This window comes from Stenotrophomonas maltophilia group sp. Smal17 (assembly GCF_030237045.1).
GTDB classification, from domain to species: Bacteria; Pseudomonadota; Gammaproteobacteria; order Xanthomonadales; family Xanthomonadaceae; genus Stenotrophomonas; species Stenotrophomonas forensis.
Genome location: NZ_JASJSU010000100.1, coordinates 1 through 15,152 on the forward strand (window position 1 = coordinate 1; position 15,152 = coordinate 15,152).

General features: G+C 67.2%; 16 protein-coding genes. 13 read left to right on the top strand and 3 right to left on the bottom strand.

Annotation, left to right across the window (positions count from 1 at the left end):
• Positions 1 to 52: 52 nt before the first annotated feature.
• Both QRO93_RS18550 and QRO93_RS18555 read left to right on the top strand, forming a co-directional pair.
• A complete protein-coding gene (locus tag QRO93_RS18550; RefSeq protein WP_053450146.1) occupies positions 53 to 925 on the top strand; it encodes an EcsC family protein in 873 nt (290 codons plus the stop codon).
• A gap of 159 nt (positions 926 to 1,084) precedes the next feature.
• Entirely contained in the window at positions 1,085 to 2,200 is a 1,116-nt protein-coding gene (locus QRO93_RS18555) for an alkene reductase (RefSeq protein WP_180880157.1), read from the top strand.
• A gap of 64 nt (positions 2,201 to 2,264) precedes the next feature.
• On the opposite strand, the gene QRO93_RS18560 is transcribed toward QRO93_RS18555, so the two are convergent.
• The gene (locus QRO93_RS18560) at positions 2,265 to 3,149 is read right to left on the bottom strand and encodes a mechanosensitive ion channel family protein (protein WP_053450144.1); all 885 of its coding nucleotides are present in this window, start codon (positions 3,147 to 3,149) and stop codon (positions 2,265 to 2,267) included.
• 131 nt (positions 3,150 to 3,280) lie between these two features.
• Entirely contained in the window at positions 3,281 to 5,659 is a 2,379-nt protein-coding gene (gene ppsA, locus QRO93_RS18565) for a phosphoenolpyruvate synthase (protein ID WP_164087392.1), read from the bottom strand.
• A gap of 145 nt (positions 5,660 to 5,804) precedes the next feature.
• On the opposite strand from ppsA, the gene QRO93_RS18570 reads away from it, so the two are divergent.
• From QRO93_RS18570 to QRO93_RS18590, 5 genes are all read left to right on the top strand, one after another.
• Positions 5,805 to 6,626, top strand: coding sequence for a pyruvate, water dikinase regulatory protein (locus QRO93_RS18570; RefSeq protein WP_006452040.1), 822 nt, complete (start codon positions 5,805 to 5,807; stop codon positions 6,624 to 6,626).
• A gap of 148 nt (positions 6,627 to 6,774) precedes the next feature.
• Complete coding sequence (locus QRO93_RS18575; protein WP_053450142.1) at positions 6,775 to 7,284, top strand: DUF1249 domain-containing protein; 510 nt, start codon at positions 6,775 to 6,777, stop codon at positions 7,282 to 7,284.
• Positions 7,285 to 7,326: 42 nt separating this feature from the next.
• On the top strand, positions 7,327 to 7,815 hold the full coding sequence (locus QRO93_RS18580) for an 8-oxo-dGTP diphosphatase (RefSeq protein WP_053450141.1): 489 nt from the start codon (positions 7,327 to 7,329) through the stop codon (positions 7,813 to 7,815).
• Positions 7,816 to 7,958: 143 nt separating this feature from the next.
• Positions 7,959 to 8,588, top strand: coding sequence for a DUF2239 family protein (locus tag QRO93_RS18585; RefSeq protein WP_180880159.1), 630 nt, complete (start codon positions 7,959 to 7,961; stop codon positions 8,586 to 8,588).
• Positions 8,589 to 8,708: 120 nt separating this feature from the next.
• Entirely contained in the window at positions 8,709 to 10,082 is a 1,374-nt protein-coding gene (locus QRO93_RS18590) for an MATE family efflux transporter (protein ID WP_285304314.1), read from the top strand.
• 114 nt (positions 10,083 to 10,196) lie between these two features.
• Here QRO93_RS18590 and QRO93_RS18595 read toward each other — a convergent pair whose 3' ends face one another.
• Positions 10,197 to 10,847 (bottom strand): class I SAM-dependent methyltransferase, encoded by a 651-nt coding sequence (locus tag QRO93_RS18595; RefSeq protein WP_180880205.1) that lies wholly within the window; start codon positions 10,845 to 10,847, stop codon positions 10,197 to 10,199.
• A gap of 345 nt (positions 10,848 to 11,192) precedes the next feature.
• Here QRO93_RS18595 and QRO93_RS18600 point away from each other — a divergent pair, with 345 nt between their 5' ends.
• The 6 genes from QRO93_RS18600 to QRO93_RS18625 all read left to right on the top strand — a co-directional run bounded on the left by QRO93_RS18600 (position 11,193) and on the right by QRO93_RS18625 (position 15,106).
• A complete protein-coding gene (locus QRO93_RS18600; protein ID WP_006452013.1) occupies positions 11,193 to 11,807 on the top strand; it encodes a phosphatidylcholine/phosphatidylserine synthase in 615 nt (204 codons plus the stop codon).
• Positions 11,808 to 11,829: 22 nt separating this feature from the next.
• Positions 11,830 to 12,921: a class III poly(R)-hydroxyalkanoic acid synthase subunit PhaE gene (gene phaE, locus QRO93_RS18605; RefSeq protein WP_180880206.1), complete on the top strand. Its 1,092-nt coding sequence runs from the start codon at positions 11,830 to 11,832 to the stop codon at positions 12,919 to 12,921.
• A complete protein-coding gene (locus tag QRO93_RS18610) occupies positions 12,918 to 13,985 on the top strand; it encodes a class III poly(R)-hydroxyalkanoic acid synthase subunit PhaC (protein ID WP_053450137.1) in 1,068 nt (355 codons plus the stop codon). Before phaE ends, QRO93_RS18610 begins: the two co-directional genes overlap by 4 nt.
• Positions 13,986 to 14,018: 33 nt before the next feature.
• Positions 14,019 to 14,387, top strand: a complete 369-nt coding sequence (locus QRO93_RS18615) for a YfeK family protein (RefSeq protein ID WP_180880207.1) — start codon at positions 14,019 to 14,021, stop codon at positions 14,385 to 14,387.
• Between the two features lie 66 nt (positions 14,388 to 14,453).
• A complete protein-coding gene (locus QRO93_RS18620) occupies positions 14,454 to 14,657 on the top strand; it encodes a PspC domain-containing protein (protein ID WP_180880209.1) in 204 nt (67 codons plus the stop codon).
• Positions 14,654 to 15,106, top strand: coding sequence for a hypothetical protein (locus QRO93_RS18625; protein WP_053450136.1), 453 nt, complete (start codon positions 14,654 to 14,656; stop codon positions 15,104 to 15,106). Before QRO93_RS18620 ends, QRO93_RS18625 begins: the two co-directional genes overlap by 4 nt.
• Positions 15,107 to 15,152 lie beyond the last annotated feature (46 nt).

Consider the following 15,152-nt stretch of genomic DNA (forward strand, 5'->3'; position numbering starts at 1 on the left):
CCAGCGGCCGGCACTACCCTCCGTTCAACTCCCTGGCGCTAAGATCGGCGCCATGAACGAGCCCATCCTGCTCCCCCGCGACATCGCCCACGATGCCCGCGACTGGTCCGACCTGCAGCGGGCGGTAACCCTGCTGGAAGCCCCGACCCTGACCGCGCGCATGGCCAACCTGGTCGGCACGCCACTGGAATTCGCGGTGAAGGCGCTGCCCAAGGCGGTCTCCGGCCGTATCCATGGCGCGGTGCAGGCGGCGCTGTCCAAGTCGGCGCAGGCGGCGCTGTGGAGCATGGACAACAGCCCCGGCAAGGGCGCCTCCACGCGCTGGCACAAGCTGGCAGCGGCGACCTCGGGCGCGGTTGGCGGGGCCTTTGGCTTCGCTGCACTGTTCATCGAGCTGCCGGTGTCGACCACCATCATGATGCGTGCGGTGGCCGACGTGGCCCGCAGCGAGGGCTTCGACCTGTCCGAGTTCAGCACCCGCCAGGCCTGCCTGGAGGTGTTCGCGCTGGGCGGCAACTCGCCGCGCGATGACGCCAGCGAGACCGGCTACTACCTGGCCCGCGGCTTCACCACCGACGTGATGCGGCACCTGTCGGCCGAATTGGCCGGGCGCGTGGTGACGGGGCGCGACCTGACCCTGGGCGTGGCGCCGAAGGAAGCCGGCAAGCTGCTGGCGAAGATGGTGGAGAAGGTGGCCGCCCGTTTCGGCGTGGTGGTCACCGAAAAGTTCGCCGCACAGGCGGTGCCGATCGTGGGTGCGGCAGCCGGTGCAACGCTCAACACCATGTTCACCGATTACTACCAGGACATGGCGCGCGGCCATTTCATCGTGCGCCGGCTGGAACGCAAGTACGGCGAAGACGTGGTGCGCGCCTGCTACGACCGGGTGGCGCACGGTGGCGTGTTGATCGAGCCGACGCTGTAACCGGCTCGGGGGGCAGAGCCCTTTGCGTCGCAAAGGGATCCGACCCCAGGCCAGGCCATCCTTGCCTGCCGGGCACAACTGTTTTGCCACGATGCGCCTGTTGTGCTGCGGGCTCCATCCCCATCCTTGCGGGTACTCCCCCCGCAAGAGATTGCCGCCATGCTGTTTACCCCCCACCGCCTGGGCGCCCTGACCCTGCCCAACCGCATCGTGATGCCGCCGATGACACGCTCGCGTGCAGCGCACGGCAACGTCGCCACCGCGGATATGGCCGCCTACTACGCGCAGCGTGCCAGCGCCGGTCTGATCGTCAGCGAAGGTACCCAGATCAGCCCGCAGGGCCAGGGTTACGCCTGGACGCCCGGCATCCACAGCGATGAGCAGGTGCAGGGCTGGCGCCAGGTGACTGATGCCGTGCATGCGGCCGGTGGTCGCATCTACGCGCAGCTGTGGCACGTCGGCCGGGTTTCGCACGTGGCGCTGCAGCCGGGTGGCGTGGCGCCGGTGTCTTCCTCGGCGTTGCTGGCCGAAGGCGTGAAGGTCTTCGTCGACCCGACCGGCGCAGGCCCCGATGCCGGTGTGGGCGAAATGATCCAGCATTCGATGCCGCGTGCACTGGCCGAGGATGAGATTCCGGGCATCATCGCCGACTACGCGCAGGCCGCCCGCAATGCGCTCGCTGCTGGCTTCGATGGCGTCGAACTGCACGGCGCCAATGGCTACCTGATCAACCAGTTCATCGACTCGCAGGCCAACCAGCGTACCGACGGCTACGGTGGCGCATTGCAGAACCGGCTGCGCTTCCTGCGCGAGGTGGTGCAGGCGGTGGTGGCGGTGGCCGGTGGTGAGCGCGTCGGCGTGCGCCTGGCGCCGCTGACCACGCTGCAGGGCGCGGTGGACGATACGCCGCAGGCGACTTACCTGGCGGCCGCGCACCTGCTGGGCGAACTTGGCGTGGGCTACCTGCATATCGCCGAGGCCGACTGGGATGATGCGCCGCTGATGCCAGTCGCGTTCAAGCAGGCGCTGCGCATGGTCTACCCGGGCACGCTGATCTATGCCGGCAAGTACACCACCGAGCGCGCCGAGCAGGCGCTGTCTGAGGGCTGGGCCGACCTGATCGGCTTCGGCCGGCCGTTCATCGCCAATCCGGATCTGCCCGAGCGCCTGCGCGCGGGTGCCGAATTGAACCCACCGGATCGGGCGACGTTCTTCGGCGGTGGTGCGGTCGGGTTTACCGATTACCCGGCGCTGGAAGCGGCCGTCGAGGCCTGACGCCGATGGCCGGTCTGCGCGGTTCCTGATAGTGCCGGCCAGCGGCCGGCACTACCGTTGTGCGTCAGGGCTTGTCGCGCACCAGTGCATCGGCCTCGACCACGCCGCCATCCTTGCCATGCAGGTACAGGTGCATGTCCTGCTGCGGGTACGGAATGTTGATGCCGGCCTTGTCGAAGCCCAGCTTGAGCTGTTCCAGCAGCGTGACCTTGGTGCCGAACCAGTCGGCCGACTTCACGTAGCAGCGGATGCCCAGGTTGATGGCGTGCGCGCCCAGCTCGTACACCACCACGTCCGGTACCGGCGTCTGCAGCACGCGCGGATCGGCCTTCATCAGTGCCAGCGCGGTGTCGCGCGCCAGCTGGATGTTGTCCTCGTAACCGATGCCGACCACCAGTTCGACGCGGCGCGTCGGCTCGGCGGTGAGGTTGATGATCGGCGCGGCGGTGATCAGCGTGTTGGGAATGGTGGTGTGCTGGTTGTCCGCGCCGGTGATGACGGTCTGGAAGATGCGCACTTCGCGCACGGTGCCGGTCTGCCCGGCCACGGTCACCACATCGCCAACGCGGAACGGGCGCAGGGTCACCAGCATCACCCCGGAGGCGATGTTGGACAGCGAATCCTTCAATGCCAGGCCGACGGCCAGGCCGGCGGTGCCGAGCACGGCCAGCAGCGGGGAAATCGGTACGCCCAGCGTATTGATGGCCAGCACGACCACGATGACCAGCGAGGCCGAATACACCACGTTTCGCATGAAATTGCCGAGCATCGGGTCCATGCCGACCCTTGCCGTTGCACGCGGCAGGGTATTGGACACCCGTCTTGCAAGCCACATGCCGACCAGCAGCACCACGATGGCGGCAAGCAGCGGCACGCCGTAGGTTTCGAACAGGCGTTCCCAATCCAGCGAATGTAACCAGGTCGTGGCGGGGGCGGTGACAGCAATCATGCGGGCTCCTTTGCAGCAGTCGTCATGGCGTATGCGAACGCCAGAAACAGGCACGCCCCGCAGAGGCGGGGCGTGCATGCAGCTGCAGTATGGGCGGACGCCAATGAAAGCGACGTCAGCCCATCAATGGATCAACCATTGGCCTTGTGCTTGGCCAGGCGCAGCCAGGTGTCGACCACGGTATCCGGGTTCAACGACACCGACTCGATGCCTTCCTGCATCAGCCATTCGGCCAGATCCGGATGGTCGGACGGGCCCTGGCCGCAGATGCCGACGTACTTGCCCTTGGCACGTGCCGACTTGATCGCCATCGACAGCAGCTTCTTCACTGCCGGGTTACGTTCGTCGAACAGGTGCGCGACGATCGACGAATCGCGGTCCAGGCCCAGGCTGAGCTGGGTCAGGTCGTTGGAGCCGATCGAGAAGCCGTCGAAGATCTCCAGGAACTCATCGGCGAGCAGTGCGTTGGACGGCACTTCGCACATCATGATGATCTTCAGGCCGTTCTCGCCCTGCTTCAGGCCGTTCTGTTCCAGTACCTCGATGACCTTGCGGCCTTCTTCCAGGGTGCGCACGAACGGAATCATGACCCACAGGTTGTCCAGGCCCATTTCGTTGCGCACGCGCAGCACGGCCTTGCACTCCAGCGCGAAGGCGGCCGAGAAGCTCGGGTCGACGTAACGGCTGGCGCCGCGGAAGCCGATCATCGGGTTCTCTTCGTGCGGCTCGTAGTTGCTGCCGCCGATCAGGTTGGCGTACTCGTTGGACTTGAAGTCCGACAGACGCACGATCACGGCGTTCGGGGCGACCGAGGCGGTGAGGGTGGCGATGCCTTCGGCCAGGCGGTCCACGTAGAAGCTGACCGGATCACCGTAGCCGGCGATCTTCTCGTCGATCTTCTTCTTGGTCGCCGCGTCCTGGCGGTCGTACTCCAGCAGCGCGTTCGGGTGGATGCCGATGTGGCTGGCGATGATCATTTCCAGGCGGGCCAGGCCGATGCCGGCGTTCGGCAGCTGGCCGAAGTCGAAGGCACGTTCCGGGTTGGCCACGTTCATCATGATCTTCAGCGGTGCCGGTGGCATGTTGCCCAGATCGGTGGTGGTGCGTTCGAAGCCGAGCTTGCCTTCGTAGATGAAGCCGGTATCACCTTCAGCGCAGCTGACGGTGACCAGCTGGCCATCTTCGATGACCTTGGTCGCGTTGCCCGAACCGACCACGGCCGGCACGCCCAGCTCGCGCGCGATGATCGCGGCGTGGCAGGTGCGGCCACCGCGGTTGGTGACGATGGCCGAGGCGCGCTTCATCACCGGCTCCCAGTCGGGGTCGGTCATGTCGGCGATCAGCACGTCGCCCGGCTGCACGCGGTTCATGTCGTCCAGCGTCTTGACCACGCGGGCCACGCCCGAACCGATCTTGGCGCCGACGGCGCGGCCCTCGGCCAGCACGTTGCCGCCCTTCTCGGTCAGCGCGAAGCGCTCGATCTGGGTCGCGTGGCTGCGCGACTTCACCGTTTCCGGGCGCGCCTGCACGATGAACAGCTTGCCGCTGACACCGTCCTTGGCCCACTCGATGTCCATCGGGCGGCCGTAGTGCTTTTCGATGACCAGGGCCTGCTTGGACAGTTCCTGCACGTCCTCGTCGCTGATCGAGAAGGTGTTGCGCAGTTCGGCCGGGGTGTCCTCGATCCTGACGCGCTCGCCGGGGACATCCGAATACACCATGCGGATCGCCTTGCTGCCGAGCGAGCGGCGCAGGATCGCCGGCTTGCCGGCCTGCAGGGTGGGCTTGTAGACGTAGTACTCGTCCGGGTTGACCGCGCCCTGCACGACCATTTCGCCCAGGCCGAACGAAGAGGTGACGAACACCACGTCGCGGAAGCCGGACTCGGTGTCCAGGGTGAACAGCACGCCGGAGGAACCGACGCCCGAACGCACCATCAGCTGCACGCCGGCCGACAGGAACACGTCTTCATGCTTGAAGCCGTGGTGCACGCGGTAGGCGATGGCACGGTCGTTGTACAGCGAGGCGAACACTTCCTTGACCTTGTGCACGACATCGTCGGCACCGGTGACGTTGAGGAAGGTTTCCTGCTGGCCGGCGAAGGACGCATCCGGCAGATCCTCGGCGGTGGCCGACGAGCGCACGGCCACGGCCACGTCGCCGCCGCCGTTGTCGGCGCTCAGCTGGGCGTAGGCGGTGCGGATGTCCTGGTCCAGCTGCGGCTGCAGCGGGGCATCGATCACCCAGGTGCGGATTTCCTTGCCCGCGGCGGTCAGCGCGTTGACGTCCTCGACGTCCAGCGTGGCCAGCTTGTCGAAGATGCGCTTGGACAGGTCGTTGTGCGCGATGAAGTCCTTGAAGGCTTCAGCGGTGGTGGCATAACCGCCCGGCACCGACACGCCCAGACCGGCAAGGTTGCCGATCATCTCGCCCAGCGACGAATTCTTGCCGCCTACGCGGGCCAGGTCGGCCAGACGCAGTTCGTGCAACCACAGGATGTTCTCGTTCAAGCGCGATGCTCCGTTTGGCCATCGCCCGAGGCGGGCTGGAATGGCCGCGTCCGTAGGAAGAAGCCGATATGATGCCGGGCAGACCACCGTTGGCACAAGCTTGTGCTGACGGCCTTTTTAGGCTTCGTAGGGGGTAAAAGCGCGCATGTCGACCATCCGTCCGGTGTTCTACGTTTCCGATGGAACCGGTATCACCGCTGAAACCATTGGGCATAGCCTGCTGACCCAGTTCTCCGGGTTCAGCTTCATTACCGACCGCATGTCGTTTGTCGACGACCCCGAAAAGGCGCGTGAAGCCTGTGCCCGGATCCAGGCGGCAGGGGAGCGGTACCAGGTCCGGCCGATCGTGGTGAACTCCTGCGTGGACCAGAGCCTGAGCCTGATCCTGGCCGACAGCGGGGCGCTGATGCTGGATGTGTTCGCACCGTTCATCGAGCCGCTGGAACGCGAGCTGGCCAGCCCGCGCCTGGCGCGGGTCGGCCAGGCCCACGGCATGGTCGATTTCGACACCTACCACCGCCGCATCAACGCGATGAACTTCGCCCTGACCCATGACGATGGCATCGCGGTGAACTACGACGATGCCGACGTGATCCTGGTGGCGGTGTCGCGCGCCGGCAAGACGCCCACCTGCATCTACCTGGCCCTGCATTACGGCGTGCGCGCGGCCAACTACCCGCTGACCGACGAAGACCTGGAAAGCGACCGCCTGCCGCCGCGCCTGCGCAACTACCGGCGCAAGCTGTTCGGGCTGACCATCGACCCGGACCGCCTGCAGCAGATCCGCCAGGAACGGCGCCCGAATTCGCGCTACGCCAACCTGGATACCTGCAAGCGCGAGGTGGCCGCGGCCGAAGTGATGTTCCAGATGGAGCGCATTCCGACCCTGAGCACCACCCACACCTCGATCGAGGAGATTTCCAGCAAGGTGCTGGCTACGCTGGGGCTGCAGCGCGAGCTGTATTGATCCTGGTCTGGTAGAGCCGGCCGCTGGCCGGCTGGTCGATGAACACTTGGCCGCGACGGAGGGCTGCCGGCCAGCGGCCGGCACTACCCAGGGGTTGGCTTGCACGTGTGCGCCCCCACGTTGAAGCACCAACGTGTAGGATCGACCCATGGCCCACGCCTCGCCCCGCACCGAACGTATCCCCCGCCTGAGCCGGCTGAGCTGGCTCATGGGCCTGTACGCGGAAAACTACCGCCACCTGGTGCGCCTGTTCGCGCCGGCCGAGCTGGTTGCGGGCAGCTACATCTCTTCGGTGGGTGATGGCCTGGACGTGCGCCTGGACGTGATCGAATGCCACCGCTACACGGTGGAACTGCGCCTGACCTACGACCTGGCCGACCCGGTCACCGGCGAGCCCGATCCGTCGGCCTATGTGCGCCTGTACCGCGACGCGCGCCAGGCCGAGACCACCCACTGCTACGTCGGCCGCCGCTGGCAGGACACGATGGGCCTGTATCCGCCGCCGGCAGAGCTGATCAGCCACCGCATGCGGATGAACACCTTCCTCGGCAAGTGGCTGGAATACCTGGCCGAGCGCGGCCACGGCGTCGCCACCCTGCGTCGCGATTCCGACGGCATCCGCACGCCGACCGAGCGCCGCCTGTCGCTGGTGCGCTGATCGGCCATAATCCGGGGCTGACCTGCCGCTGGATGCTGCCCCATGCCGTACACCCCGATCGTCGCCACCCTGGGCTACGTGCTTTCGCCTGATCGTCGCCAGGTGCTGATGATCCACCGCAATACCCGCCCGGGAGACCATCACCTGGGCAAGTACAACGGGCTGGGCGGCAAGATCGAAGCGGACGAGGACGTGGCCGCCAGCATGCGCCGCGAGATCCAGGAGGAGGCCGGCATCGACTGCACCGGCATGCGCCTGCGCGGCACCATCAGCTGGCCCGGCTTCGGCAAGCACGGCGAGGATTGGCTCGGCTTCGTGTTCGTCATCGATGGCTTCGAAGGTACTCCGCACGGTGGCAACCATGAAGGCACGCTGGAATGGGTGGAGCTGGACAAGCTGGACACGCTGCCGATGTGGGAGGGCGACCGCAATTTCCTGCCGCTGGTGTTCGATGCCGACCCGCGCCCGTTCCACGGCGTGATGCCGTACAAGGACGGCCGCATGGTGAGCTGGTCCTTCAGCCGGCTGTGACCCGGCGAATCGGGTGGGTGCCAACCTTTCTGGTGGATGCCAACCTTGGTTGGCACGCTCTTCCGGCCAATTAATACCCGGACAATATTGACAGTCACAAATTACCCGGGCAATATTTGCGCATCGCCTCCGGTGCCCTTGCCATGCCTGCGTCCCGACTTCCTCCGTTCAGCTGTTTCGACGGCCATCGCCTGGTGGCGTCCGGTACCCCGGAAGTCGCCGCGTTGGCGCTGAAACAGCTGCGCGCCGACAACGCCGCCGGTCCGCTGCTGGTGTTCGACAACGCCACCGGCCGCACCCGCGATTTCGATACGCGCGGCACGGATGCGCAGCTGCTGGCGCGGGTGGCCGAGGCGTTCCCGCCGGCCGTGGAAGCGGATCCGGAAACCCCGGTCGACGATACACCTGCAATCCCACGCGGCCGCGGTCGACCCAAGCTGGGCGTGGTTGCCCGCGAAGTGACACTGCTGCCGCGCCATTGGGCGTGGCTGGCCGAACAGCCGGGCGGGGCCTCGGTGGTGCTGCGCAGGCTGGTGGAATCGGCCAGCCGTGCCGGCGCGGACAGGGATCGGCAGCGCCGGGACAGCGAGCGTGCCTATCACTTCCTGCAGACCATCGGCGGCGACCTGCCGGGCTTCGAGGACGCCATCCGCCTCCTGTTCGCGCATGACCGCGCGGGTTTTGAAACGGCATTGCACGCGTGGCCCGACGACGTGCGCACGCATGCCCTGCGCCTGGCGTTCGATGACCCTGCCAGCACTGCCGACGGCTGAAACACCCCGCGCTCGCTGAGCGAGCGCTTCACCTGATCGCGGGCCACGGCCCGTTCCCTTCGTGCGCGCTCTTTGCTGGCTGAAACGCCGGGCAGGGCGCCGCTTTGCCCAGAGACTCCGATGAACCCTCCTGCATCTCCTGCATCTCCTGCTGCGCCGGTTGCGCAGCCGCTGTGGCGCACCTATCTGACCCTGCTGCTTCCGATGCTGCTGACCAATGCGCTGCAGTTGGCCGCAGGCACACTGGACAACATCTATCTGGGGCACCTGCTTGGCACGCAGGCCGTGGCCGCCGCCGCCGCATTCTTCCCGGCTTTTTTCCTGCTGCTGGCGCTGGTGATGGGCCTGGCGACCGGTGCGATGGTGCTGATCGGCCAGGCCTGGGGCGCCGGTCGGCCACACCAGGCGCGAGCGGTGGCAGGCAGCGCGGTGGCGCTGGTGCTGTCGCTGTCGGTGCTGGCGATGGCGGTGGGCGGCCTCTTCGCGCCGCAGCTGCTGGCAGCACTGGGTACGCCGGCACCGATCCTGGACGAGGCCATCGCCTATGCGCGCGTGTTGTTGCTGGGGGCGCCGGCCTTCTTCCTGCTGTGGCTGGCGACCGCCGTAAGCCGCGCGGTGGGCGATGCGAAGACGCCATTGCACGCGCTGCTGCTGGCCACAGGGGTGGGCCTGTTGTGCACGCCACTGCTGATCCTGGGCTGGGCCGGCCTGCCGCGGCTGGGTGCGGCCAGTGCGGCGGTATCGGCGGTGTTCGCTTCGCTGCTGGGCCTGGTCTGGTTGCTGTGGCGCTGGCATCGTCTGGCACACCCGTTGGCGCCGGGCCATGATCTGCTGCGCGCCATCCGTTTCGATCGGGGGCTGATCCGCTCGATGCTGCGCATCGGCCTACCGTCCTCGCTGCAGATGTTCAGCCTGGCCATTGCCGAGATCGTGTTGCTGGGCTGGATCAACCGCTACGGCTACACGGCCACGGCGGCCTACGGTGCGGTCAACCAGTTGATGAGCTGGGTGCAGTTGCCAGCCATGTCGCTGGGCATCACCGCCACCATCCTTGCGGCCCACGCGATGGGCGCGGGGCGTGCGGCGCGGTTGCCGGCCATCGCCCGCACCGGCGTGCTGCTGGGGCTGGCGTTGCTGGCGGCGGTGGTGATGCTGGTGATGGCATTGGCGCCCTGGCTGAGCGGCCTGATCCTGGCGGCGCCGGAGGTGCGCGAACTGGCCGCGCTGCAGCTGCGTACGGTGGTCTGGGGCGTGCTGGCAATGGGTGTCACCGCGGTGCTGGTCGGGGTGATGCGTGGCAGCGGCACGGTTTTGCTGCCAGCGTTGCTGGGCATGTCGGCGGTGTTGCTGGTGGAACTGCCGCTGGCGATGTGGCTGCAGGCGCGGCATGGGCTGGCCGGGCTGTGGTGGGCGTGGCCGCTGGGATTGCTGGCGATGCTGGTGATGCAGGTGTTCTGTTTCGCGCGTTGGCGGCGACGGGTGCAAGGCGGGTAATACCGACCGCTGGCCGGCAACCCGTAACGTTCCGGGCAGCCGGCCAGCGGCCGGCTCTACCACGTCAGCGCCGCTGCAAGCTGGGTAGTGCCGGCCGCTGGCCGGAAGTCCGGTTCAGCGCCGCTGTGCCAGTAGCAGATGGAAGTGCTTTTCGCGGGCCTGGCCATCGTTGCCGGGCGCGGTTTCGCGGTGGCTGCGCCAGGCAGAAACGCCGAACCCGGCGACACGCAGCGCCAGCTCCACTGCATCCAGCTCGTGCAGCTGGAAATCGGCGGTGAACGGCAGGCTGCGCATGAAGGCGGCATCGCCGAAGGCCAGGCATAGCCGGCCACCCGGGCGCACGACCCGTGCCAGTTCGCCCAGCACCGGCGCCAGGTCTGGCCAGAAGTACAGGGTGTTGACGGCCAGTGCCGCATCCATCGCGGCATCGGCGATCGGCAGGGCATGGGCGTCGCCATGGCGCATCCCGGCCCGCTCGGCCAGCCCGGCGGCGACGAGCTGCCGGTTGCCGGCCTCGACCATGGCGCTGGACAGTTCGATGCCCAGGTAGCGGCTGTCGCTGGCCTGCAGAAGCAGCGGCGCAAACGCAGCGTTGCCGGGGCCGATCTCCAGCACCCGTTCGCCTGAGGTCACCGCCAGCAGGCCGATCGCGGCCCGGTTGAGCGCGCCATTGCTGCGGTTCATCGATTCGGCTACAGCCTGTGCGGCGTCGCCGTGGGGGTGCCGCAGCTGCGCGGCCAGGGTGGAAGCATCCAGCATCATCATCGTCCGTCGCGGGAATCTGGACGTGGCGGCGGCGGGGTCCGCCGACGACCATAGCGCTGCCTTCGCAGCTTGGGAAGTAGGGGAACCCCGCTTCAGGGTGATGAGGAAATGTCCAGCGTCGCAGTCGGTGAGATCTGGTTGTCCACAGGGGGTGTGGATTACGCGTGGGCAACTTTGTGGATAAGCGGCGACAGGCGCCACCCCCCTAGGCTGTCAAGATGGGTGGCGAAAAATTCACCGCCGGTGAGGACAGGTGAGGGAGCGGTGAAGGATCGGCGCGGCCAGTGCTGTCGCCAGCGGCGGCGCTCGCGGTAACCTGTGGGCCTTGATGCTCCGTGAGACCCCATGAAACGTCACTTCTCGATGCTGCGCGAATTCCAGCTGGCCGACTGGTTCACCCTGGCCAATGCTTTCTGCGGCACCGGTGCGGTGTTCGCCGCAATGCGCTTCCTGCAGGACGGCGAGCGCGGCTACCTGATGTTCGGCATGGCGCTGATCCCGCTGGCCTTCATCTTCGACGCGCTGGACGGGCGCATCGCGCGCTGGCGCAAATCCAGCTCCACCCTGGGCCGCGAGCTGGATTCGCTGTCGGACGTGATCTCCTTCGGTGTGGCCCCGGCCGCACTGGCCTATGCCTGTGGCATGCAGGGCGGGTGGGACTGGCTGGTGCTGAGCTATTTCGTCTGCTGCGGCGTCAGCCGCCTGGCGCGCTACAACGTCACCGCCGAGGCAATGACGGGCGACGAGGGCAAGGTCACGTATTTCGAGGGCACCCCGATCCCGACCAGCCTGGTACTGGTGATCGTGCTGGCGATCGCGGCAGGCACCGGCGCCATCGGCCAGGAAATCTGGTTCGGCCAATGGCAGATCGGCCCGTGGCAGCTGCACCCGATGGTGCTGCTGTTCGCCCTGTCCGGGTCGCTGATGATCAGCAAGACCCTGCGTATTCCCAAGCCATGACCCAGCCCTGCGGAGGCCTGCGATGACCAGCTCGGCCCACGATACCGGCAGCAGCGATTTCGAAGCCCTGGCCCGGCAGTACTTCGGCGCCTGGGGAGATGCCCTGCGCCACGCGGCGACGCCTGGCGCCCCGGCTGGCGATGGCCCGGGCAGCTGGCAGCGGCTGTTCGACGAGTGGGGCCAGCTGCTGCCCGAGCAGGGGCCGGGCGCGCCGGAAGACGCGGTGCGCCGGTTCCGCGAACAGGCCGGTAGCTGGTACGGCACCATGCAGGACGTGGCCGCGCGATTCGCCGGCCGCGACGCCAGCAGCGCCGACGTGGCCCAGGCCTGGCGCGAGGCGGTGCAGGGGCAGGGTGATGGCATGCTGCAATGGATGCTGCAGGGCGCTCGTGGCAGCACCCACGCCGGCGCCGCCGTGCCCGAATTCGCCGCCTGGCTGCAGCAGTTCCAGCTGCAGGCGGGCCCGTGGCTGCAGAGCCCGGCGTTTGGTCCAGGCCGTGAGCACCAGGCGCGCTGGCAGGCGCTGCTGCGCGCGCAGGAGGAATACCAGCAACATTCGCGCGCCTACGTCGAGCAGATCAAGCAGGCGCTGGACGAGGCCTTCGCGTTGTTTGAACAGCGCCTGGCCCAGCACGAGCAGCCCGGCAGCCAATTGACCAGCGCCCGCGCGATGTTCGACCTGTGGATCGAAGTGGCCGAAGAGGCCTACGCCAAGGTCGCCATGTCCGAGCCGTTCCAGCAGGTGTACGCCTCGCTGGGCAACGCACAGATGCGCCTGCGCGCCGGCCTGCAGCGCGAGGTGGAACAGATGAGTGAGCGCATCGGGTTGCCGACCCGCAGCGAGATGGACGCCGCGCACCGCCGCATCGCCGAGCTGGAGCGCAGCCTGCGTCGGCTGCAGGCGCAGGTGGCGGTGCTGGCGGGTACCGCCACCGTGGATCCCGTGGCGCAGCCGGCCCCGGCGAAAGTGAAGCCGGCCGCGCGCAAGGCGGCGAAGAAGGCCCCTGCCAACAAGGCGGCCCCCAGCAAGGCGCCTGCAAAGAAAGTGCCCGCAAGGAAGGCGCCTGCGAAGAAGGCCGCCGCCCGCACCTCGTCACGGACGCGTGACCGATGAAGGGACCGCTGGGCTTCAACGCCGACGACCTGATGCAGGAAACCCTGGCCATGCAGCGCAAGCTGCTGGAAGGGCTCACGCTGCTGCCGCAGGTGGAGGACGTGGATTATGGCGTGACCGCCCGCGAGGAAGTCTGGCGCGACGGCAAGGTGGTGCTGTACCGCTTCGTCGGCGAACAGGCGCCGACCCGGCGCACGCCGTTGTTGATTGTCTACGCGCTGGTCAACCGGCCGTACATGGTCGATCTGCAGGCTGATCGCTCACTGGTGCAGAAGCTACTGGCGCTGGGCCAGGACGTATACGTGCTGGACTGGGGCTACCCGGACCGCTCCGAACGCTTCCAGACCCTGGAGGATTATCTGCTGCGCTATATCGATGGCGCGGTGGACGTGTTGCGCCAGCGCAGTGGTGGACCGGTGGACCTGCTCGGCATCTGCCAGGGCGGCGTGTTCGCGCTGTGCTACGCCGCGCTGCGCCGGCACAAGCTGGGCAAGCTGATCACCATGGTCACCCCGGTCGATTTCCAGACCGCCGACAACATGCTCTCGCACTGGGCGCGGCAGGTGGACGTCGACCTGCTGGTCGACACGCTGGGCAACATCCCGGCCGATCTGATGAATGCCAGCTACCTGATGCTCAAGCCGTTCCGCCTGAACGTGCAGAAGTACGTGGGCCTGCTCGACATCCTCGATGACAAGGCCGCGCTGGAGGATTTCCTGCGCATGGAGAAGTGGATCTTCGACTCACCGGATCTGGCAGGCGAAGCGTTCCGTGACTTCATCAAGCAGTTCTACCAGGGCAATGGATTGGTGAATGGCACGGTGCGGATCGGCGAGGAGGCGGTGGATCTGTCGCAGGTGACCCTGCCGGTGCTGAACATCTACGCCGAGCAGGACCATCTGGTGCCGCCGGATGCGTCGCGCGCGATGCGCGGGCGTCTGGGCACCGAGGACTACACCGAGTCCAGTTTCCGCGGCGGCCATATCGGCATTTACGTGTCCGGTCGCGCACAACGCGAAGTGCCGGCCACGATCGATGGCTGGCTGAAGGCTCGCGACCTGTAGAGTCGAGCTTGCTCGACTGCCCTTGGGGGGATGATGACGTACCGGATTTCGTTGATTCTTGCCGCACTGCTGGCGGCACCCCTGGCCGACGCCGCCCCCGGCCCGCAGGCGCAACGCGAGATCGCCCAGTTGATCTCCAGCCTCGACGGTTCGCAGTGCCGGTTCCAGCGCAATGGCAGCTGGTACGACGGCAGCGATGCGCGCGCGCACCTGCAGCGCAAGTACGACTACCTGCTGAAGAAGGACATGGTCGACAGCGCCGAGCAGTTCATCGAGCGCGCGGCCAGCCAGAGCAGCATGAGCGGCAAGCCCTATCGCATCCAATGTCCCGGGCAGCCTGAACAGACGGCTGCGGCCTGGTTTGGCGCCCGCCTGCAGGCCCTGCGCCAACGCGCGCCGTAGACATGGCCAGGGTGTAGAGTCGAGCCACGCTCGACTGCGCTTTCTGGTTCCCGAGGAGATGCCACCATGAACACCACGCCACGCACGCTGTCGCGTTCACTGAACGACCGCATGATTGCCGGCGTGATGGGTGGCATTGCCCATCGCTTTGGCTGGAACGTCACACTGGTACGGATCGTGTTCGTGCTGGTCTCGATCGGCTCGGCGGCCTTCCCCGGCATCCTGGTCTACCTGATCCTGTGGCTGCTGATCCCGAACGAGGCCGATTGAACGCCACCTCCCGGCCCTGGCCACTCTGGCTGCGCGCGCTGCAGGTGCTGGGCGCGGTGTGGACGCTGCCCAATACGCTGATCGGCCTGATCGGTGGGCTGGCGGGCCTGCTGGGTGGGGCGACGCTGCGCTGGAGCGCCCGCGACTGTGCACTCATCTTCGATCACTGGCCGTGGGGGCCGGGCGGGGCGATCACGCTGGGCAATGTGATCCTGCATACCGGACACGACCTGGGCATGTCCTGTCGCACCTATGCGCATCAGGCCGGGTGGGGCGTGGAGCCACTGATCCGGCTGGATGACCACGAGCGCGCGCACGTCTACCAGTATCTGGTGCTGGGGCCGCTGTACCTGCCGGTGTACCTGCTGTGCGGCGGGGTGAGCGCGCGCAATCCGTTCGAGCGCGCGGCGGATCATTACGCCCGGTTCGGGCAGGGTTGGTGGCCGTAGGTTTCCAGCCAACGGCGCAGCCCCTCGTGGCTTGGTCGCGGAATCC

What these genes read in the sequence shown, in the direction of transcription:
- QRO93_RS18555 (WP_180880157.1), top strand. Translation starts at nt 1,085, where the DNA reads ATGCTGTTTACCCCCCACCGCCTGGGCGCCCTGACCCTGCCCAACCGC.
- QRO93_RS18595 (WP_180880205.1), bottom strand. Translation starts at nt 10,847, where the DNA reads ATGATGATGCTGGATGCTTCCACCCTGGCCGCGCAGCTGCGGCACCCC.
- QRO93_RS18560 (WP_053450144.1), bottom strand. Translation starts at nt 3,149, where the DNA reads ATGATTGCTGTCACCGCCCCCGCCACGACCTGGTTACATTCGCTGGAT.
- QRO93_RS18585 (WP_180880159.1), top strand. Translation starts at nt 7,959, where the DNA reads ATGCCTGCGTCCCGACTTCCTCCGTTCAGCTGTTTCGACGGCCATCGC.
- QRO93_RS18615 (WP_180880207.1), top strand. Translation starts at nt 14,019, where the DNA reads ATGACGTACCGGATTTCGTTGATTCTTGCCGCACTGCTGGCGGCACCC.
- QRO93_RS18570 (WP_006452040.1), top strand. Translation starts at nt 5,805, where the DNA reads ATGTCGACCATCCGTCCGGTGTTCTACGTTTCCGATGGAACCGGTATC.
- QRO93_RS18600 (WP_006452013.1), top strand. Translation starts at nt 11,193, where the DNA reads ATGAAACGTCACTTCTCGATGCTGCGCGAATTCCAGCTGGCCGACTGG.
- QRO93_RS18620 (WP_180880209.1), top strand. Translation starts at nt 14,454, where the DNA reads ATGAACACCACGCCACGCACGCTGTCGCGTTCACTGAACGACCGCATG.
- QRO93_RS18580 (WP_053450141.1), top strand. Translation starts at nt 7,327, where the DNA reads ATGCCGTACACCCCGATCGTCGCCACCCTGGGCTACGTGCTTTCGCCT.
- QRO93_RS18590 (WP_285304314.1), top strand. Translation starts at nt 8,709, where the DNA reads ATGAACCCTCCTGCATCTCCTGCATCTCCTGCTGCGCCGGTTGCGCAG.
- QRO93_RS18550 (WP_053450146.1), top strand. Translation starts at nt 53, where the DNA reads ATGAACGAGCCCATCCTGCTCCCCCGCGACATCGCCCACGATGCCCGC.
- QRO93_RS18610 (WP_053450137.1), top strand. Translation starts at nt 12,918, where the DNA reads ATGAAGGGACCGCTGGGCTTCAACGCCGACGACCTGATGCAGGAAACC.
- QRO93_RS18575 (WP_053450142.1), top strand. Translation starts at nt 6,775, where the DNA reads ATGGCCCACGCCTCGCCCCGCACCGAACGTATCCCCCGCCTGAGCCGG.
- phaE (WP_180880206.1), top strand. Translation starts at nt 11,830, where the DNA reads ATGACCAGCTCGGCCCACGATACCGGCAGCAGCGATTTCGAAGCCCTG.